This window comes from Stenotrophomonas sp. K-6 (assembly GCF_056861555.1).
Genome location: NZ_JBSPUC010000001.1, coordinates 788174 through 808275 on the forward strand (window position 1 = coordinate 788174; position 20102 = coordinate 808275).

At 66.9% G+C, this 20102-nt stretch carries 17 protein-coding genes; 8 read left to right on the forward strand and 9 right to left on the reverse strand.

What is annotated here, in order from left to right; genetic code table 11:
• Positions 1 to 170 precede the first annotated feature (170 nt).
• The gene (gene cysK, locus AC13F7_RS03440) at positions 171 to 1130 is read right to left on the reverse strand and encodes a cysteine synthase A (protein ID WP_482999244.1); all 960 of its coding nucleotides are present in this window, start codon (positions 1128 to 1130) and stop codon (positions 171 to 173) included.
• A gap of 239 nt (positions 1131 to 1369) precedes the next feature.
• Here cysK and AC13F7_RS03445 point away from each other — a divergent pair, with 239 nt between their 5' ends.
• From AC13F7_RS03445 to AC13F7_RS03475, 7 genes are all read left to right on the forward strand, one after another.
• Positions 1370 to 2353 (forward strand): LysR family transcriptional regulator, encoded by a 984-nt coding sequence (locus AC13F7_RS03445; RefSeq protein ID WP_482999245.1) that lies wholly within the window; start codon positions 1370 to 1372, stop codon positions 2351 to 2353.
• Positions 2354 to 2471: 118 nt separating this feature from the next.
• Complete coding sequence (locus AC13F7_RS03450; RefSeq protein WP_482999246.1) at positions 2472 to 3068, forward strand: hypothetical protein; 597 nt, start codon at positions 2472 to 2474, stop codon at positions 3066 to 3068.
• Positions 3069 to 3138: 70 nt separating this feature from the next.
• On the forward strand, positions 3139 to 5196 hold the full coding sequence (locus AC13F7_RS03455; protein ID WP_482999247.1) for a TonB-dependent copper receptor: 2058 nt from the start codon (positions 3139 to 3141) through the stop codon (positions 5194 to 5196).
• A gap of 248 nt (positions 5197 to 5444) precedes the next feature.
• A complete protein-coding gene (locus AC13F7_RS03460) occupies positions 5445 to 6533 on the forward strand; it encodes an efflux RND transporter periplasmic adaptor subunit (protein ID WP_482999248.1) in 1089 nt (362 codons plus the stop codon).
• Entirely contained in the window at positions 6530 to 9655 is a 3126-nt protein-coding gene (locus tag AC13F7_RS03465) for an efflux RND transporter permease subunit (RefSeq protein WP_482999249.1), read from the forward strand. The genes AC13F7_RS03460 and AC13F7_RS03465 overlap by 4 nt, the downstream gene beginning before the upstream one ends.
• Before the next feature lie 129 nt (positions 9656 to 9784).
• Entirely contained in the window at positions 9785 to 11302 is a 1518-nt protein-coding gene (locus AC13F7_RS03470; protein ID WP_481469120.1) for an alanine/glycine:cation symporter family protein, read from the forward strand.
• Positions 11295 to 12134: a TrmH family RNA methyltransferase gene (locus AC13F7_RS03475; protein ID WP_481469122.1), complete on the forward strand. Its 840-nt coding sequence runs from the start codon at positions 11295 to 11297 to the stop codon at positions 12132 to 12134. The genes AC13F7_RS03470 and AC13F7_RS03475 overlap by 8 nt, the downstream gene beginning before the upstream one ends.
• Before the next feature lie 364 nt (positions 12135 to 12498).
• Here AC13F7_RS03475 and AC13F7_RS03480 read toward each other — a convergent pair whose 3' ends face one another.
• The 4 genes from AC13F7_RS03480 to AC13F7_RS03495 form a co-directional block, all read right to left on the reverse strand.
• Entirely contained in the window at positions 12499 to 13920 is a 1422-nt protein-coding gene (locus tag AC13F7_RS03480) for a M20/M25/M40 family metallo-hydrolase (RefSeq protein WP_482999250.1), read from the reverse strand.
• Positions 13921 to 14096: 176 nt separating this feature from the next.
• Entirely contained in the window at positions 14097 to 14510 is a 414-nt protein-coding gene (mscL, locus tag AC13F7_RS03485) for a large-conductance mechanosensitive channel protein MscL (RefSeq protein WP_121039325.1), read from the reverse strand.
• Between the two features lie 54 nt (positions 14511 to 14564).
• On the reverse strand, positions 14565 to 15272 hold the full coding sequence (locus AC13F7_RS03490; RefSeq protein WP_121039322.1) for a fumarylacetoacetate hydrolase family protein: 708 nt from the start codon (positions 15270 to 15272) through the stop codon (positions 14565 to 14567).
• A 108-nt stretch (positions 15273 to 15380) separates the two neighbouring features.
• Positions 15381 to 15656 carry a hypothetical protein gene (locus AC13F7_RS03495; RefSeq protein ID WP_121039319.1) on the reverse strand — a complete coding sequence of 92 codons (276 nt, stop codon included), beginning with the start codon at positions 15654 to 15656 and terminating at the stop codon, positions 15381 to 15383.
• A 179-nt stretch (positions 15657 to 15835) separates the two neighbouring features.
• On the opposite strand from AC13F7_RS03495, the gene AC13F7_RS03500 reads away from it, so the two are divergent.
• Positions 15836 to 16183, forward strand: a complete 348-nt coding sequence (locus tag AC13F7_RS03500; protein WP_482999251.1) for a Rieske (2Fe-2S) protein — start codon at positions 15836 to 15838, stop codon at positions 16181 to 16183.
• 103 nt (positions 16184 to 16286) lie between these two features.
• Here AC13F7_RS03500 and AC13F7_RS03505 read toward each other — a convergent pair whose 3' ends face one another.
• The 4 genes from AC13F7_RS03505 to thiS are packed head-to-tail and all read right to left on the reverse strand — an operon-like array spanning position 16287 to position 19926.
• Entirely contained in the window at positions 16287 to 18134 is a 1848-nt protein-coding gene (locus AC13F7_RS03505) for an SLC13 family permease (RefSeq protein WP_179460220.1), read from the reverse strand.
• A gap of 24 nt (positions 18135 to 18158) precedes the next feature.
• Complete coding sequence (gene trmB, locus AC13F7_RS03510; protein ID WP_481469889.1) at positions 18159 to 18893, reverse strand: tRNA (guanosine(46)-N7)-methyltransferase TrmB; 735 nt, start codon at positions 18891 to 18893, stop codon at positions 18159 to 18161.
• A complete protein-coding gene (locus tag AC13F7_RS03515; protein WP_259259348.1) occupies positions 18893 to 19687 on the reverse strand; it encodes a thiazole synthase in 795 nt (264 codons plus the stop codon). Before AC13F7_RS03515 ends, trmB begins: the two co-directional genes overlap by 1 nt.
• A gap of 38 nt (positions 19688 to 19725) precedes the next feature.
• Positions 19726 to 19926, reverse strand: a complete 201-nt coding sequence (gene thiS, locus AC13F7_RS03520) for a sulfur carrier protein ThiS (RefSeq protein WP_481469893.1) — start codon at positions 19924 to 19926, stop codon at positions 19726 to 19728.
• Positions 19927 to 20102 lie beyond the last annotated feature (176 nt).

Below are 20102 nucleotides of genomic sequence, written 5' to 3' on the forward strand. Positions count from 1 at the left end.
TGCGCGACATCTAGGCTGCGTCATCGTCGTCTCAGACAGTGCGACCCGGCGAGCGCTGGCTGACCGTCACACGATGCCGCCGGATCACTTCACGGAAGATGAAGCGCGTCACCAAGCAAAACGCCCGCCGATCAGGGCGGGCGTTTCGTTCATACAGACCAACGCGGGGATCAGGGCAGACCGGCCAGCCAGTCGTCGTCGGAGCCTTCGTTGATGTCGGCAAACAGGGGGGTGGAGAAGTAGCGCTCGCCGGTGTCGGGCAGCATCGCCAAGATCACCGACCCCGGCGCGGCCTTGGCCGCGATGTCCAGCGCGCTGGCGACGGTGGCACCGGCCGAGATGCCGACGAAGATGCCTTCCTCGGCCGCCAGCCGGCGCGAGGTCTCGATCGCCCGGGCGTCGTCGATGGTCAGCAGTTCATCGTAGACACCACGGTTGAGCACCTCCGGCACGAAGTCCGGGGTCCAACCCTGGATCTTGTGCGGCTTCCACTCGTCGCCTTTGAGCAGGGCAGCGCCTTCCGGCTCCGTGGCGACGATACGGGTCTCCGGGCGGGCGACCTTGAGGACCTCGCCGACCCCGGTCAGGGTGCCGCCTGTGCCCCAGCCGGTCACGAAGTAGTCCAGCCGCTTGCCGGCGAAATCGCGCAGGATTTCCGGTGCGGTGGTGTTGCGGTGATACGCAGGATTGGCCGGGTTGGCGAACTGGCTGGCCAGGAACCAGCCATGCTCCTCGGCCAACTCCTTCGCACGGCGCACCATGCCCGAACCGCGCTCGGCGGCCGGGGTCAGGATTACTTTGGCGCCATAGGCACGCATCAGCTTGCGGCGCTCGATGGAGAAGGTTTCCACCATCGTGGCCACGAATTTGTAACCGCGCGCGGCGGCGACCATCGCCAGGGCCACGCCGGTATTACCCGAGGTCGCTTCGACGATGGTGTCACCGGGCTTGAGCAGGCCCTTGGCCTCGGCGTCGAGAATGATCGCCAGTGCCAGGCGGTCCTTCACCGAGCCGCCTGGATTGAACGACTCGACCTTGGCGTACAGGGTGACGTGTTCGGGGGCGATGCGGTGCAGGCGCACCACCGGGGTGTTGCCGATGGTGTCCAGAATGGAGTCGTACAGGGCCATGGGGATGCTCCGGAAAAGTCGTTGCCGCCCGGGGGGCCGTGCGGCTGGGGAAGGGTCGGGCCGGTGGCGGCGCAAGGCGCCCGCGCGCGGCCGGGCCGGGGTCGGTCAGACCGTACCGCTGGCATATGACCGCGCGAAATGACCTGATTACCTTCTTAAACAACGTTTGGTTATAAGCTGGTGATGGCATTTGCCCTACAGTCGGATGGCCCCCTTTCCATGCGCCGTATCGCCCGCCCATGACGCTGACCCAACTTCGCTATCTGGTCGCCATCGCCGACGCCGAGCTGAACATCACACTGGCGGCGTCGCGTGTGCACGCCACCCAGCCCGGCCTGTCCAAGCAGCTCAAGCAGCTGGAGGACGAACTCGGTTTCCTGCTGTTCGTGCGCAAGGGGCGCAGTCTGGAAGCAGTGACCCCGGCCGGCGTGGAAGTGATCGGCCGCGCCCGTGCCGTCCTGGGCGAAGCCAACAACATCCGCACCTACGCGGCCAACCAGCGCCGCGAAAGCCAGGGCCAGCTGGTGCTCACCACCACCCATACCCAGGCGCGCTTCGTGCTGCCGCCGGCGGTGGCGCGCATCAAGCAGGCCTACCCACAGGTCAGCGTGCACCTGCAGCAGGCCGCTGAAAGTGATGCGCTGGACCTGCTCAGCCAGGGCGATGCGGACATCGCCATCATCAGCACCGCTGGCGGTGAGCCCACTGCCGGCCTGGCCATTCCGCTGTACCGCTGGCGTCGGCTGGTGCTGGTGCCGCGTGGGCATGCGCTCGACCGCCCCGGTGCGGCGCCGGACCTGGAAGCGCTGTCTGCCCATCCCCTGATCAGCTACGAATCCTCCACCCGCGGCAGCTCCTCGCTGCAGCGCGCCTTCGCCAGTGCCGGGCTGACCCCCGACATCGCGCTGACCGCGCTCGATGCGGATCTGATCAAGACGTATGTGCGTACCGGCCTTGGCGTAGGCCTGCTCGCGGAAATGGCGGTCAACGCCAGCGACGAAGACCTGCGCGCCTGGCCGGCTCCGGCGCCGATCGACGAGTGCATCGCCTGGGCCGTGCTGCCGCGCGACCGCGTGCTGCGCGATTACGCGCTGGAGCTTGTGCATGTGCTCGCCCCGCAGATCGATACCCGCGACCTGCGCCGGGTGATCGACGGCAACCAGGAAGCCAACTGGCCGCTGCCGCCCACGTGGGAATCGTTGACGCAGACCATCACCGTCTGAGAAGCGACGGTGATGGCCGCGCATGCTTCCTCTACCCCGCGCCGTTGGCGCGCCCCCTTCAACAGAAGGGGGCTTTTCTCCAGAGGGCGTGAGGGGACCGGTTGGTACTTGGAAAAGCATGCTGCGACGGTTGGTCGCAGGGCGTCGGGTCGGCCGGCCATTGCCCGGGCGTTACCATGACCGGGTGAACGTCCGCCGTCGCCCGTATGCCGTCCTGTTGCAGCTTGCCTTCGTGGCGACGTTGCTGATGGCGCTGGCGCCGCTGGTCAGTCGTTGGCAGCAGGCGCATGCCGAGGCGCCCGTGATGCTGATGCCGGCTGGCATGACCCACGCGATGCAGGCGCAGCCGGACGCCCACGCCGGGCACGGCATGCAGCAGCACGACATCGCGCAGCACGACACGCAGTACCACCACGTGCAACCCCACGAAGTGCCGCACCACGACATGGCGATGGCGCCGATGCCGATGCACGCGGTGCCGAGTACCCACGACGCACCCGCACCGTCGTCACCACCGATGAGCGAGCACGCCGGGCATGGCGATGCCTGCGAGTACTGCATGATGGCCTCGCGGCTGATGCCGTGGCTGGCGGTGCTGATCCTGGTGTTGCCGGCGCTGCCGGTCATCGCACCGCGCGTCCTGCGCGCAGTGCCCACGCCCCGCAGCCTGCGCTGGCCGGCCCACGCTGCCCGCGGCCCGCCCGCGATCTCCTGAAACCACCGCCTTTTCTGCCCGTGTCGCCGTGATGGCGGCGCGCGCCTGCGTGCTTTTCTGGAGTTTCACCATGAGCGTTTCTTCCCGCAGCGCGGGCGCACTGACGCGCCTGTCTGTTTCCCTGTCGCTGGCCTTGGTCGCACTGCCGCTGCATGCCGCCAACGATGACGCCCGCACCCTCGATACGTTGGTGGTCACTGCCACCGCACCGTCCTCGCCGCTGCACTGGGTCACCGATCCGCGTCTCCCAAGGCAGCCGGTGCCGGCCAGCGATGGCGCGGATTATCTGAAGACGGTTCCCGGCTTCTCGGCGATCCGCAACGGCGGCACCAACGGCGATCCGGTGCTGCGTGGCATGTTCGGTTCGCGCCTGAACATCATCAGCAACGAAGGCAACCTGATCGGTGCCTGCCCTTCGCGCATGGACAACCCGCTGTCCTACATCGCCCCGGAAACCTTCGATCGGCTGACCATCATCAAGGGACCGCAGAGCGTGCGTTGGGGCGCCGGCGCCTCAGCCGGTACGGTACGCTTCGAGCGCGATACCCCGCGTTTCGATCAGCCGGGCATGGATATCAACGCCAGCACGCTGGTCGGCTCGCGCAACCGCAACGATCAGGTGCTGGATCTCACCGCCGGCGCGTCGCCGGGGTATGTGCGCGTCAACGGCAACCGCTCCGAATCGGATGACTACAAAGACGGCAACGGTGACGTGCTCCCCTCCAGGTGGCGCAAGTGGAACAGTGATGTCGCGGTCGGCTGGACCCCCGATGCCGATACCGTGCTGGAACTGTCAGCCGGCACCGGCGATGCGATCGCGCGCTACGCCGGACGCGGCATGGACGGCGCCTCGTTCAAGCGCACCAGCTATGCCGCGCGCTTGGAGAAGGACAACCTGCCCGGCGCATGGGACACGTTGCAGGCGAACCTGTACTACAACGACGCCGACCACGTGATGGACAACTACACGCTGCGCACGCCGAATCCGGCCAGCAGCATGCCGATGCCGATGGCATCCAATGTGGATCGCCGCACCACCGGGGGCCGTATCGCCTCGGAATGGCGCTGGCAGGACATCGCCATCGTGGCCGGCGTGGACGCGCAGGACAGCCGTCATCGCAGCCGCAATGCGATGGGGCGCAATGTGTACCGGCAGCAGCCGTGGCGCACGGATGCGCGCTTCGAGAACCTTGGTGCGTTCACCGAGATCACCCTGGGCGAGGGCACCGCGCAGCGTTGGATCGGTGGCCTGCGCATGGACCGTGCCGAGGTGAAGGACGAGCGCACTACGGTGGGCATGATGGCGATGCCGAATCCAACCGCCGGGCAGACCCGACGCGAGGATCTGGGCAGTGGCTTCGTCCGGTTCGAGCGCGACATTGCGCCTGCCCTGACCTGGTACGCCGGTGTCGGGCACAGCGAGCGCATGCCCGACTACTGGGAACTGTTCTCGCCGACGCTCGGCCCGGCTGGCGCGGTCAACGCGTTCACCGGCGTACAGCCGGAAAAGACCACCCAGCTCGATCTGGGCCTGCAGTACCGCACCGATCGCCTCAATGCCTGGGTTTCGGCGTACGCCGGGCGTATTCAGGACTACATCCTGTTCACCTATCACGACGGCGGCATGATGGGCAGCACCAGCCAGGCCAGCAACGTCGATGCGCGCATTGCCGGCGCCGAGGCGGGCGCGGAGTGGCAGCTGGCACAGCAATGGAAACTCGGCGGCACGCTGGCCTACGCCTGGGGCGAAAACCGCAATGATGGCCGCGCGCTGCCGCAGATGCCGCCGCTGGAAGCCCGACTCAGCGCTGCTTGGGAAGGCGGGCGCTGGACGATTGGGGCGTTGGCGCGTGCGGTGTCCCACCAGGGCCGGGTCGCGGCGGGGCAGGGCAACGTGGTCGCCCGCGATCTCGGCCCCAGCGCTGGATTCGCCACTGTGGCGTTCAACGCCAGCTACCGGGTCAACCCGGCGCTGCTGGTCAGCGCCGGCGTCGACAACCTGTTCGACCGTGCCTACAGCGAACACCTGAACCTGGCCGGCAGCGCCGATTTCGGCTTTCCGGCCGATCCGGTGCGGATCAACGAGCCCGGCCGCACCGCCTGGCTGAAAATGAATTACAGCTACTGAGTCCGATAGCCGGGCGGGGCGTTCACGCCCCGCCCGTCGCTGACGGCGCCTGCCCGGACAGGGCGGCGCGGCGATGGGGATTTCGACATGCGTCGATACATGGCGATACACGTGCCACGCCCCCCAGCACGAAAGGGCTTTCGCCTGTCACCGGCAGATGTGAAGGCGCCGGTAAACGCTTGGCACATATGCCTTCACCTGGCCCCTCTATACACTCGGCGGTCGAGAAACAACCGGGATCGCATTACATGTTGGGACGCATCGCAGCGCGCTTCGCCGCTGGCATCGCCTTGGTCGCATTGGCTGGGTGTGGCAGTAAAGACGAGACCGCTCGCCGGCAGGCAGACGCCGTGCCGGTCACCACCCAGGCGGTGCAGACCTCGGCATGGAGCGACACCCTGCAGGCGCTGGGTACGGCCAAGGCGCGCGAGTCGGTGACGGTCACCGCCAAGGTCAGCGAAATCATCGAGACGGTCCACTTCGAGAGTGGCCAGCAGGTCAGCGCCGGCACCCCGCTGGTGACCCTGCGTGGCCAAGCCCAGGAAGCAGCCCTGCTGCAGGCCCAGGCGACCTTCCAGGAAGCGGATCAGCTGTACAAGCGGCAGCGCGAACTGGCCGCCCAGCAGCTGGTGGCCAGCTCCACCCTGGATACGCAGCGCGCCATCCGCGATGCCGCCGAGGCGCGTGTGCGTGAAATGCAGTCGGACATCGGTGACCGTCGCGTGCGCGCGCCGTTTGCCGGCGTACTCGGCATCCGCCAGGTCAGCGCCGGTTCGCTGGTCACGCCGAGCACGGCGATCACCACCCTGGACGACATCGAGCGCATGCACGTGGACTTCCAGGTGCCCGAGGCCGAGCTGGCCTCGCTGAGCAACGGCGACAAGGTCACTGCCACCAGCGTGGCCTACCCCGGCCGCAGTTTCGAAGGCGAGGTTGCCACCATCGATACCCGTGTCGATCCCGGCACGCGCGCGGTCACCGTCCGCGCCGATTTCATCAACGCCGATCACGCGTTGCGCCCGGGCATGCTGCTGGATGTGCGCATGTTCCGTCCGGAGCGCCAGGCGCTGGTGATACCGGAAATCGCCGTGGTGCAGGTCGGTCGCGATTCCTACGTGTTCCGGGTCAAGCAGGACCAGACCGTGGAGCGTGCCGACATCGTCGCCGGTGGGCGCCGCAGCGGTGTGGTGGAAATCCGTGAAGGCCTCGCTGTGGGTGACCGCATCGTGGTGGACGGCACCGGCAAGCTGCGCCCGGGCCTGAAAGTACAGGCCGAGGAGGCTGCGCCGGTCACGCCTGCACCGGCGCAGGCCGCCCAGCCGGACACCGCCGGATGAAACTCTCCGACATTTCCATCCAGCGGCCGGTCTTGGCCGTGGTGATGAGCCTGCTGCTGGTCGTGCTGGGTTTCATGTCGTTCACCCGCTTGACCCTGCGCGAGCTGCCCGCCATCGATCCGCCGATCGTGTCGGTCTCGGTGGATTACACCGGCGCTTCGGCGGCAGTCATCGAGAGCCGCATTACCCAGGTGCTGGAAGATGCCCTGGCCGGCATCGAAGGCATCGATACCATCAACGCGCGCAGCTCCAACGGGCGCTCGCAGGTCAGCATCGAGTTCACTTCCAACCGCGATATCGAAGCGGCCGCCAACGACGTGCGCGATGCGGTGAGCCGTGTTGCCGACCGCATGCCTGAAGAGGCGCGGCCGCCGGAAATCGCCAAGGTCGAGAGCGACGCCGATCCCATCATCTGGCTCAACATGAGCTCGACCTCGATGGAGACGCTGGAGCTGAGCGACTACGCCGACCGCTACATCGTTGATCGGTTCTCCAGCCTGGATGGCGTGGCCCAGGTGCGCATCGGTGGCCGTCAGCGCTACGCCATGCGGATCTGGCTGGACCGCGACCAGCTCGCCGCGCGCGGGCTGACCGTGGGCGATGTGGAAAGCGCGCTGCGCAACGAGAACGTTGAACTGCCGGCCGGCCGGATCGAATCGGCCGACCGCGATTTCACCCTGCGCGTGGAGCGCAACTACGTCAAACCGGAAGACTTCGCCGGCATTCCGCTCGGCAAGGGCGCAGACGGGTACGTGGTGCGCATGGGCGATGTGGCCAAGATCGAACTGGCCTCGTCCGAACGCCGGGCCTACTACCGCAGCAACGGTGAGCCGAACATCGGCCTGGGCATCGTCAAGACCTCCACTGCCAACGCGCTGGATGTCGCCCGCGAAGCACGCGCCGAAGCCGACCGGATCAGCAGCACGTTGCCGGAAGGCACGCGCATCTTCGTGGCCTTCGACAACACCACCTTCATCGAGGCCGCAGTCGATCGCGTCTACGCCACGCTGGTCGAGGCGATGCTGCTGGTGCTGGCGGTGATCTGGCTGTTCCTGGGCAGCTTCCGTGCCGCCTTGATTCCGGCGGTGACGGTGCCGGTCTGTCTGATCGCCGCGTTCATCGCGCTGTATGCGTTTGGCTTCTCGATCAACCTGCTGACCCTGCTCGCGCTGGTGCTGTGTATCGGGTTGGTGGTGGATGACGCCATCGTGGTGGTGGAAAACGTGCAGCGCCGCATCGATCTGGGCGAGCCACCGCTGGTCGCCTCCAAGCGCGGCACCACCCAGGTGGCGTTCGCGGTGATCGCCACCACCGCCGTGCTGGTCGCGGTGTTCCTGCCGGTCGGCTTCCTGGAAGGCAATACCGGCCGCCTGTTCCGCGAGCTGGCCGTGGCGCTGGCCGCGGCCGTGGCGCTGTCGGCGTTCGTGTCGCTCACCCTGACCCCGATGATGGCCTCCAAGCTGCTCAAGCCGCATACCGGCCAGGCACCCAAGGGCCTGCACGGGTTGATCAACCGCAACCTGGATCGCCTCTCGGGCGCGTACGGCCGCTTCCTGGAAGCGCATGTGACCCGCACCTGGATCTACATCGTGGTGATGATCCTGTCGCTGCTGGCCAGTGCGCTGTTGCTCAAGGTGCTGCCCTCCGAACTGGCCCCGGCCGAAGACCGTGGCTCGTTCCAGATCATGATCGATGGCCCGGAAGGTGCCGGCTTCGACTACACCGTCGGCCAGGTCCAGCAGGTCGAGAAGATCGTCTCCGGGTTCGTCGGCGAGAATGAGCCCATCGTGCGCGCCAACCCGCGCGTGCCCGGTGGTTTCGGTGCCAGCGAAGAGATGCATACCGGCCGCATCAGCGTGTTCCTGCAGCCGTGGCGGCAGCGCGATGTCTCCACCCCGGATGTAGCGGCCGAGCTGCAGACTCACCTCAATGATCTGCGCGGCGTGCGCGTGCGCACCCAGGTCGGTGGCGGCCTGGTGCGCAGCCAGGGCCAGCCGTTCCAGATCGTGCTGGGTGGCCCGGAGTACGCGGAAATCGCACAGTGGCGTGACCGCATGCTGCTGCGCATGGCCGACAACCCCGGCCTGGTCGGCGCGGACTCGGACTACAAGGAAACCCGCCCGCAGATGCGCGTGAACATCGACCGCCAGCGTGCGGCCGATCTGGGCGTGTCGGTCACCGCGATCGGCAGCGCGCTGGAAACCATGATGGGCTCGCGCCGCGTCACCACCTTCGTCGACAACGGCGAGGAGTACGACGTGCTGGTCCAGGCCGGTCGCGAAGGCCGTGCCTCGCCGGCCGATCTGGCCGCGATCCGCGTGCGTGCCAGTGGCGGCGAACTGGTCCCGCTGTCCAACCTGGTCACGCTCAGCGAAGTGGCCGAAGCCGGCAGCCTCAACCGCTTCAACAGGCTGCGCTCGATCACCATCAGCGCCGGCCTGGCCCCGGGCTACCCGTTGGGCGAGGCCATCGCCTGGGCCCAGCAGGTGGCCAGCGAGGAGCTGCCGCAGCACGCACAGATCAGCTGGAAGGGCGAATCGCGCGAGTACCAGAATGCCGGCAGCGCCGTGCTGCTGACCTTCGCGATGGCCCTGCTGGTGGTGTTCCTCGTGTTGGCCGCGCAGTTCGAGAGCTTCATCCATCCGTTGGTGATCATGCTGACCGTGCCGCTGGGCGTGCTCGGTGCATTGCTGGGGCTGTATGTCAGTGGCGGCACCATCAACCTGTTCAGTCAGATCGGCATCGTGATGCTGGTGGGCCTGGCGGCCAAGAACGGCATCCTGATCGTGGAATTCGCCAATCAGCTGCGCGATGAAGGTCGCAACGTGCACCAGGCCATCGTCGAATCGGCGATGGTGCGCCTGCGCCCGATCCTGATGACCTCCATCGCCACCGTGGTCGGTGCGATCCCGCTGGTGGTGGCCGGTGGCCCGGGTTCGGCCAGCCGCGGCACGATCGGTGTGGTGGTGATCTTCGGCGTGACCGTGTCCACCTTCCTGTCGCTGTTCGTGGTGCCGGCGTTCTACTCGCTGCTTGCCCCGTACACCCGCTCGCCGGAAGCCGTGGCCCGCGAACTGGCCCGCCAGGAAGCGGAAACCCCCTCGGTCGGTGGCCATGCCTGACCCGAATGGGCGGCAATGCCGCCCATTCATTGAAATTGCCACTACGCAGTCCGGCCCGGATCGTGGAGAATCGACCGGGTCCCAGCCGACGGGGACGTTCCTTTTGTTTCCGCCGACTGGAGAGAGCGCGTGGAAGAAGTAGTCCATTTCATCACTGGGATCATCTGGAGCAAGGCTCTGATTTTCCTGTGTCTTGCCGCAGGCCTGTATTTCAGCGCCCGCACCCGTTTCATGCAGATCCGCGGGTTCGTGGAGATGTGCCGCCTGACCGTGCAGGGTGAAAAATCCGATGCCGGTGTGTCCTCGTTCCAGGCCCTGGCCATGTCCATGGCCGGGCGAATGGGCATCGGCAACATCGCCGGCGTCGCCACCGCGATCGCCTTTGGCGGCCCCGGTGCGATCTTCTGGATGTGGGTGATGGGCTTCCTCGGTGCGTCCACGTCGTACGTGGAGTGCACCCTGGCGCAGATCTACAAGACCAAGGATGCCGAAGGCCGCTACCGCGGTGGCCCGGCGTACTACATCGAAAAAGCGATGGGCCTGAAGTGGTACGCGCTGGCCTTCGCCATGGCGACCATCGTCGCGGCCGGCTTCCTGATGCCGGGCGTGCAGGCCAATGCCATCGCCGACAGCATCATCAACGCCTGCCGTGGCGGTGCCCTGTGCGGGCCGCTGGACGGCCAGGTCATGGGCATGGAATCGGTGCAGGCGCTCAAGCTGGGCATCGGCATCGTGGTCGCGTTGCTGCTGGGCGTGGTGATCTTCGGCGGCGTCAAGCGCATCGCCAGTTTTGCCGAGGTGGTGGTGCCGTTCATGGCCGCCGGCTTCATCCTGATGGCCATCGTCATCATGATCCTCAACTATGAGCGCGTGCCGGAGATGTTCAACATCATCTTCAGCAGTGCGTTCGGTGCGCATGCCGCCTTCGGCGCGATGATGGGCCTGGCGGTGGAGTGGGGTGTCAAGCGCGGCATCTACGCCAACGAGGCCGGCCAGGGTACCGGCCCGCACGCGGCGGCCGCCTCGGAGGTCTCGCACCCGGCCAAGCAGGGGTACGTGCAGGCCTTCGCGATCTACTTCGACACCATGATGGTGTGCACCGCCACCGCCTTCCTGATCCTGGCCGCGGGCACCTACAACGTGTACTCGCCGGTGCCGGGTGCCGCGCCCGTGTTCGCCGGCCTGGCCGGTATTGCGGAAGGCGCGGGCTACGCCCAGGCGGCGGTGGAAACCGTCATCCCGGGCTTCGGTGCCGCGTTCGTGGCGATCGCGATCTTCTTCTTCGCCTTCACCACGATCATGGCCTATTACTACATGGCCGAAACCAACCTCACCTACATCAACAACAACGCCAAGCGCCCGCTGACCGTCCTGCTGCTGCGCCTGGGCATCATCGGCATGGTGATCTTCGGTGCATTCCACAACGCCGGGCTGGCGTGGGCGCTGGGCGACATCGGCGTGGGCCTGATGGCGTGGTTGAACATCATCGCGATCCTGATCGTGCAGAAGCCGGCGATGCTGGCGCTGCGCGACTATGAGCGTCAAAAGAAGCTCGGCCTGGATCCGACCTTCGACCCCGATGCCCTGGGCATCAAGAACGCCGATTTCTGGCGTCAACGCAAGCTGGAGCTGTCCCGTAGTGAATGATCCCTGGAAGAATGCGCGCCGTCCGTCCGCACGGCCGCCGCGCGCCACGCCGCTGCCGCCCCGCGAAGGTGGCACCCCGCCGCCGCCCGGCCGCGGCAACGACGAGCTGCGGCTGTACGGCTGGAATGCCGTCCAGGCGCTGTTCGAGCATCGCCCGCAGGCGCTGCGCAAGCTGTACCTGACCGAAGCGCTGATCCCGCGCATGCAGCCGGTGCTTAAGTGGTGCGTGGCCAACCGCGTCGGCTATCGCGTGGTGGAAGACGGCGATCTCAACAAGCTCGCCGCGACCACGCATCACGAGGGCCTGGTGGCCGATGTGCTGCGGGCGCCGATGCTGGATCTGGAGGAATGGCTCGCCACGCTGCCGGCCGACAAGCCGGTGCTGGCGCTGTGGCTGGATGGCGTGGGCAACCCGCACAACTTCGGCGCGATCCTGCGCTCGGCCGCGCACTTCGGCGTGGCCGGGCTGCTGCTGCCGCCGGGGTCGACGCTGGCGTTGTCCGGCGCGGCCGCGCGCGTGGCCGAGGGCGGCGCTGAAGCGGTGCCGCTGGTGCGCCTGCCAGAGCTGCCTGAGGCCATGGCCCAGCTGCGTGCAGCCGGGCTGAGCCTGGCCGCAACGCTGGTGGACGGTGGCGAAGATCTGTTCGCCAGCGCGCTGCCGGCGCGCCTGGTCTATGTGATGGGCGCCGAAGGTGAAGGCATGGATCGCGCATTGGCGCAGGACTGCGATCACCAGGTATCGATTCCGGGTACCGGTGCAGTGGAAAGCCTCAACGTCGCCTCGGCGACGGCAGTACTGCTGGCGCAGTGGTTCGGACGCAGTCGCGCTTGACCAGTGCCCGCATGTTTCGGGGAAGCGCGTCGTCATTCGCGCCACCCACGGTGTGATCGGTTTCACCGAACTCGTCGTGACTACATCCGATTCGGATTAATCGCATAGTGCATGCAGTGAAAACTGCGCACAGTGCCCGGTGGACGCTGTGCTGCGTGGGTGGGGAGAGACACCCACGCAGCGCGGCGATCCGCTTGTCCGGACCGCGAGGGTCTAGCGGCGCTCACCGCGTGGGGTGTGATGTATCCCGGTAGCCCGGTCGCGTTGCGACCGGGCTTTTTTTGTACCGGCCCACGGTAGTCACCTGCCACTTGCGGTCGGCACCCTCACTTGCGTGTCGGCACCGATCGCTTGCGGGCCAGGATCATTCGCTCGGCGGCGTGGTCGCTTTGGCTTCACTACCGAAGCCGCCCTCGGCTTCGGCCGCCAGATAGGCGAACACGGTGTAGGCCGCTACGTTCTGCGCCAGTGCCGCCGGGTCGATCTTGTCCAGCGTGTCGTCGGCGGTGTGGTGCAGATGGAAGTAGTCGCTGCCGTCCTGCGCCAGCCACGCCCATGCGCCGCCCTTGGCCGCCAGCGGGCCGATATCCGGACCGGGGCCACCCTTGTCGGCGGTGTACTCGATCCCGAGCGGCTTGAGCACCTCGGCGATCTGGCGGGTCGCCTCGCGCGAGTTGGCCGGGTTCGGCGAACCGGTGTTGAAGGCATAGATGCGGCCCGCGCCGAAATCGCTCTCGGCCGCGAGCTGATGCAGGACCACGTCCTTTGCGTGCGCTTCGGCATACGCCTTGCCGCCGTACAGGCCCTGCTCCTCGTTGGCGAAGGCGATCACGCGGATGGTGCGCTTGGGCGCCTGCTTGAGCTGGCCGATCAGATGGCCGGCCGCCATGGTGATGCCCACGCCGGCGCCGTCATCCACTGCGCCGGTGCCCAGGTCCCAGGAATCCAGGTGACCGCCGATCACCACCACTTCCTTGGGCAGGCTGCGCCCGGTGATCTCACCGATCACGTTGTAGGAGGTCGCTTTGCCGTCCCAGCCGCAATCCAGGCTGAGCTTGAGCGTGGTGCTGCCGAGCGCGACCAGGCGCGCCAGCTGGTTGGCATCAGGCACCGACAGCGCCGCCGCCGGGACCGGCGTCAGGCCGTCGTCGAAGCGGGTGATGCCGGTATGCGGCACGCGGTGCGAATCGGTACCGGCCGAGCGCATCACAAAGCCGATCGCGCCCTTGCGGATCGCCTCGGAGGGACCCTTGCTGCGCACCGCGCCACCGTTGCCGTAATCGCGGCCATCGCGATAGGCGGTCATCTGGTAATCGACGAAGGCGATCTTGCCCTTCAGCGCGCCTTCCGGCGCGGCCTGCAGCGCAGCCAGATCGGCGAAGCGCACCACCTCGGCCTCGACCGTGCCGCCAGGGCTGCCGCCAAGGGCAGTGATGGTCAGCGGCTGGGCATGCTTGCCGATCACTTCGGCGTGCTCACTGCGGCGCTCCCACTTGGGGAAGGTGACCGGCTCGGTCCAGACCTTGTCAAAGCCCAGCGACTTGAACTTGGCCACCGCCCACGCGACGGCACGTGCGTCGGCTTCACTGCCGGCGATGCGCGGGCCGATCTCGGTGGTCAGCGACTCGACCACCTTCCAGCCGGTGTCATCCTTGAGTGCCTGCTCGCGCAGCTCGGCGGCGGTGGCCAGCGACGTGGGCGGCAGCGTGGTGATACCGGTCGCCGCGAAGGCGGGCGCGGCCAGCAGGGCGAGGGAAGATGCGATGGCAAGGACGCGGCGACGCATGGACGAACTCCGGAAAACGGGGCGGAAGCGTCCGAGCTTACCAGCCTCTCCCGCGCGCACATGGGCGGTAGGTCATGCTGCGGCGAATGCTGTTTTCCAAACGCGAAAGCCCCGCTAAAGCGGGGCTTTCGATGGGTAGTGCCAGCCGGCGGCCGGCACCACCGGTGCTGCGGCCCTCAGTGCTTGAGGTTGTCGCGGATCTCGCGCAGCAGCAGCACTTCTTCACTCGGCGCCGCCGGGGCGGCCGGCTCGGCCTGCTTCTTGCGCGCCAGGCGGTTGATGAACTTCACGACCATGAAGATCGCAAAGGCCACGATCACGAACTGCACCACGGTGTTGAGGAAGTCGCCGTAGCCGATCACCACCGCCGGAATTTCCTTGCCATCGGCGGCAATCCGGGCCGGGGCCAGGGTCCAGGCCAGCTCGGAGAAGTCCACGCGGCCGATCATCCAGCCCAGCGGCGGCATGATGATCTTGTCCACCAGCGCGGTGACGATCTTGCCGAACGCCGCACCGATGACCACACCGACGGCCAGGTCGATGACGTTGCCGCGCATGGCAAATTCTTTGAACTCAGTCAGTACACCCATCGGGCTCTCCTGTCGCAGTGGGGAAAAAGACGCCGCAGCGTAACGCAGCCGATGTCATCCAGCGATGATGCCGTGGCGTTCGGCCACGTTTTCCAGGCGCGCGCTGAAACGGTCGCCCGGCTTCAACGCGGCCACGCCCGACGGCGTGCCCATGAAGACCAGATCGCCTGCGCGCAGCGCCCACAGCTTGGACAGCTCATGCAGGATTTCCGGCACGTTCCAGATCATCTGGTCCAGCAGCGACTGCTGGCGCACTTCGCCATTGATCTCCAGCGACAGGTTGAGGGCGGCCAGGTCGCCCACTTCGCCGGCCGGCACCAGCTCGCTCACGGGGGCGGACTGATCGAATCCCTTGGCCGGATCCCACGGGTGGCCCTTGGCCTTGGCCTGCGCCTGCAGGTCGCGGCGGGTCAGGTCCAGGCCGACGCCGTAGCCGAACACCAGCGCTTCGGCCTGGTCGACCGGCAGCTCGCCGGCGGGAGCGTCCTTGCCGATCGCTACCACCAGTTCCACCTCGTGGTGCAGGTCCTGGGTGGCGAGCGGGTAGGGGATCACATCGTCATGCCCGACCACAATCGCATCGGCCGGCTTGCTGAAGAACATGGGGCGGCCGCGATCGTCGGCGGACGGCACGGCCGCGCCCATTTCGCGCGCATGATCGGCGAAATTGCGACCGACACAGTAGATGCGACGCACCGGGAAGGTACCGCCACCGGCGACCGGAATGCGGGGCTGCTCGGGGGTGGGGATTACATCGGTCATGCGTACGTCCTGTGGAGAGGTTTCGCCGCAGTCTAGAGCGTTTTTCCGCCCCCACAAACAGAAACGGCCGCGCAGGGCGCGGCCGTCATCAGGAGGGAAGCGCGTCGATCAACGCGACATCGGCAAGGCCTGCTTGCGGACCACCCGGTATTCGCCGTCCACGACCTGCGACGGAACGGTGCGCGCACTCTTGCGCTGGGCGAGCAGCTTCCATGCAAGACCGGCGATGATCATCGCCGCGCCCACGAACACACCCACGAACACCAGCGCGGCCAGGATCGCCAGGCCCAACAGACCGACCGCAACGCGCACCAACGGGTGGCGCGGCTTGCGCGGCGCGAACAGGGCACGGAACTGGTTGAACTGGAAGATGCGGCTGTACATGGCACTCTTTTTGGCTGAGGTCAGCAGTGGACGAGTATCCGTGCTGGCCTTTGTTACTGAGTGAAAAAAGCGTTAAACGTATCCCACACGCATTGCAAATCAATGACTTGTATTCATCCGGCAGCCAGTGACATGAGCGCGTGAGACACTGTGCCTCCACTGCCTGTTGTCTGGATGCCATGTCCCTGCCCGAGACCACCACCACCGCCCTGATTGTCCTGGATGTCTTGGCTGACGGGGGTTTCGCCGAAACCGATGCAAGCATTGAGGGCGACAGTGAATCGGTGGTGCTGTATCGCGAGGGCGACCAGGTGCGCGCGTGGCTGAACATCTGCCCGCACGCGGGCCGCCGGCTGGATTGGGCACCGGGTCAGTTCCTCAAAAGCAAGGAGGGCCATCTGGTCTGCGCGGCGCATGGCGCCTCGTTCTCGCTGGAGAACGGCGACTGCGTGGCCGGCCCATGTCGCGGCGATCGCCTGCGCGCGGTGCCTGTCCAGGTGCGCGACGGCCAGGTCTGGCTGGCGTGACAACGACCGGTGGGCCCGGGCCCATCGGTAGGTAGCGACTGTCGGCCGCTACGTTTCAGAGGTCGCCCACTGACCGGTAGTGCCGGCCAGCGGCCGGCACTCCCTAGAACATCAGGTTGATCATCAGCACCACGACCGCTGTATAGATCAACGACAGCGGGGCGCCGACGCGCCACAACTCACGCGGGGTGTAGTTGGCCGGACCGGTGATCATCGAAATCACCGGGTTCGAGGCGGTCATCAGGTTGTTGGAGGCCGACAACGCCACGATCAGCGCGAACGCGGTTGGGCTGCCCCCGGCGGCCAGCGCCAGGTTCACCGCGATGGGCACCATCACGATGGTCGCCCCCACGTGACTGATCACCAGCGAGAACATCGTGGTCAACAACGCCAGCGCGATTTCCAGCACCCACACCGGGATACCCGTGGGCAGGCGGTCGATGGTGTGGCCGGCGATCCACGCCGCCGCGCCACTGCTGTCCATCGCCCAGCCGAGCGGAATCAGCCCGGCCATCATGAACACGGTTTTCCAGTTGATCGAGGCGTAGGCCTCGTCCATGCGCAGCACGCCGGTCAGCAGCATCCCGGCCACGCCGGTCATCAGGGTCAGCGCCACCGGCAGCTTGGAGGTCAGCGCGATCAGGATGGTGAGGGCGAAGATGCTCATCGCGATCTTGAACTTGTGCGGGCGCTGCTCACCCTTGGGATAATCGGTCACCACCACGAAGTCGCGGCTCTTGGCGGCCTGCGCCAGGTCGGTCCAGATGCTGTGGAAGACCAGCATGTCACCGGCACGCAGGGCCACATTGCGCACGTCTTCGCGGATCACCTGCTTGTCGCGGTTGATCGCCAGCAGGCTGATGCCGCGCTGTTTGCGCAGGCGCAGGTCCGAAGCGCTCTTGCCGATCACATCGGAGGTTGGCGGCACCACCGCTTCGGAAATGCCAGCGCGGCTCGGGTTGAACAGATCGCCCAGGTGCTTCAGGCGCGAGGACATCCGCAGGAACTGGTTCTGCGCGAAATCGCTGACCTGCTGGCGCGCGCCCATGACGCCGAGCACGCTGCCCACCCAGATGCGCATCTCGGCCGGTGGCGCCAGGCGGGTGTCATTGCCGGTCTTGAGCGCCAGCAGCAGCGGTGCATCGTGCACGTTCTCGGCCTCGCCCAGGGTCATGCCGACCAGCGGGCTTTCGGCGGTGACCACCAGCTCGAATACATCACCTTCGATGCCGTAGGTCTTGGCGAAGTAGCTTTCGGTGCGCGAGGGGGTGACGCCATCGTTGGCCAGCGTCTCTTCCTCCACCAGCTTGCGGTCGCCGAAGTAGCGGAAGTACAGCAGCGAGGCGATCAGCAGGGCCACACCGATCGGCAGCGGCGCGAACATGCGCAGCGGTTCGATGGTGGCCAGGCCGGAGGGCAGGTTGTTGTTGGCCGAGGCCAGCAGATCGTTGAGCAGGATCAGTGGCGAGTTGCCGACCATGGTCAGCGCACCGCCCATCACGATGGCCGCCGCGATCGGCAGCAGCAGGCGCTGCAGGGTCAGCCCGGTGCGCGCGGCCAGCCGCGAGGCGACCGGCAGGTACAGCGCCATCACCGAAGGGTTCTGCATGAACGAGGAGTTCAAGCCGGCGATCGCGGTGGTCATCATCAGCAGGCGTGTTTCCACGCCATGCCCGCGCCGCAGCAGCCAGGCCGCCAACCGGTTCAGCGCCCCGGTGCGGTCCAGGCCCGCGCCGAGGATGGTGGTGGCGATGATGCTCATCACCGCGTTACCGGAGAAGCCCCCGAAGATTTCTTCCGGGGCGATCAGGCCGGTGACGCCGAGCACCACCAGCACCACCAATGCCACCACGTCGGCGCGGATGCGCTCGAACAGGAACATCGCCATCGTGAAGCCGACCAGCCCGAGGACGAGCTTCATGTCGGTAGTCAGCGTCAGCGCGGTATCCATGGGGTGGCGCGGTTCCTTGTGGGATCAGGTGCGGTCGTACAACAGGTCCCACACGCCATGGCCGAGCTTCTGGCCACGGGTTTCGAAATGGGTCTGCGGGCGCCATTCCGGCCGCTCCACCTGGCCACGCGGACCGGCGCGGTTGGTCAGCCCGGCGGTGGCGTCGAGCACGTCCCACATCTGCTCGGCATAGTCTTCCCAGTCCGTGGCGCAGTGCAGGCGGCCGCCGACGCGCAGCTTGCGCACCAGCAGCTCGGCAAAGCCAGGCTGGATCAGGCGACGCTTGTTGTGGCGCTTCTTATGCCACGGGTCGGGGAAATAGATGCGCACTTCATCCAGCGCGCCATCGGCGATTTCCTTCTCCAGCACCTCCACGGCATCGTGGTGGTACAGGCGCACGTGGTCGGCGTTGTCGTCGGCCAGGGCATTGAGCAGGCGACCCACGCCGGGGGCGTGCACTTCCAGGCCGATGTAATCGCGGCTCGGGTCCTGCTGTGCGGCGAAGCGCAGGGCGGCGCCATTGCCGAAGCCGATCTCCAGCACCTTGTGCGCATCGCGCCCGAAGGTGGCCTCCAGATCGCGTGGCTCACCGGTGAAGTCCAGCCCGAAGCGCGGCCAGCGGTCGTCGAACGCACGCTGCTGGGCGGGGGTGAAACGCCCCTGGCGCAGCACGAAACTGCGGACCTCGCGGCGGCCTTCGGTGATGGTGAAGGGCTTGGGCGGTGCCTTGGCACCGGCGCTGTCGAACGGATTGGTCATCAGGCGATCAACCCGTCGATCGGCGAGGACGCACTGGCGTAGCGCTTGCGCGGAATGCGCCCGGCCAGGAAGGCCTCGCGGCCGGCTTCCACGGCCTTGCGCATCGCGCTGGCCATCAGGATCGGATTGCGCGCACCGGCGATGGCGGTGTTCATCAGCACGCCATCGCAGCCCAGTTCCATCGCGATCGCCGCATCGGAGGCGGTGCCCACGCCGGCATCGACGATGATCGGCACCTTGGCGTCTTCGATGATCTGCAGCAGGTTGTACTTGTTCTGGATGCCCAGGCCCGAGCCGATCGGCGCGGCCAGCGGCATCACCGCAGCGCAGCCGATCTCTTCCAGGCGCTTGGCCAGGATCGGGTCATCGGAGGTATAGACCATCACCTCGAAGCCATCCTTGACCAGCTGCTCGGCCGCCTTGAGGGTCTGCACCACATCCGGGTAGAGGCTCTTCTGGTCGCCCAGCACTTCCAGCTTGGTCAGGTTGTGGCCGTCGAGCAGCTCGCGGGCAAGCCGGCAGGTGCGCACGGCGTCTTCGGCGGTGTAGCAGCCGGCGGTGTTGGGCAGGATGGTGTAACGGTCCGGCGGCAGCACGTCGAGCAGGTTCGGCTCGCCCGGGTTCTGCCCGATGTTGGTGCGGCGGATCGCCACGGTGACGATCCGGGCGCCAGCGGCCTCGGTGGCCAGGCGGGTTTCTTCCAGATCCTTGAACTTGCCGGTGCCGGTGAGCAGGCGGGAAGCATAGGTCTTGCCGGCAATCACCAGCGAATCAGTGGGGGCAGGTGCATTCATGGCCCGAATTATCGCCTATCGCGCGTCACGATGCTGCCTCAGCCGCCGCCCAGTGCATGCACGATCTCGACCACGTCGCCCTCGCGCAGGCCATGGCTGGCGTGCTGGCTGCGGGTCACGATCTCGCCGTTGACCTCGACCGCAACGCGGCGCTCGAGCAGGTCTTCGCTGCGCAGCAGATCGTGGACGGTGGCGGTGTGCGGAAGCTGGCGGTTCTCGCCGTTGAGCCGAATGTTCATGACGGTATTGTCCCGCAATCGCCCCGCAGTGCGTACCCTGTGCGCCCCGCGGCAGAGGTGCCGCGCGCGTCAGGCCAACGATGGCCGGGCGGCGGGCTGTAGCAGTTCATGCCGCAGCGCAGCGTGATGCCGGCGAGGTGCAGTGGAAACATGGCACCGTGCGCCGGCGTACGTCC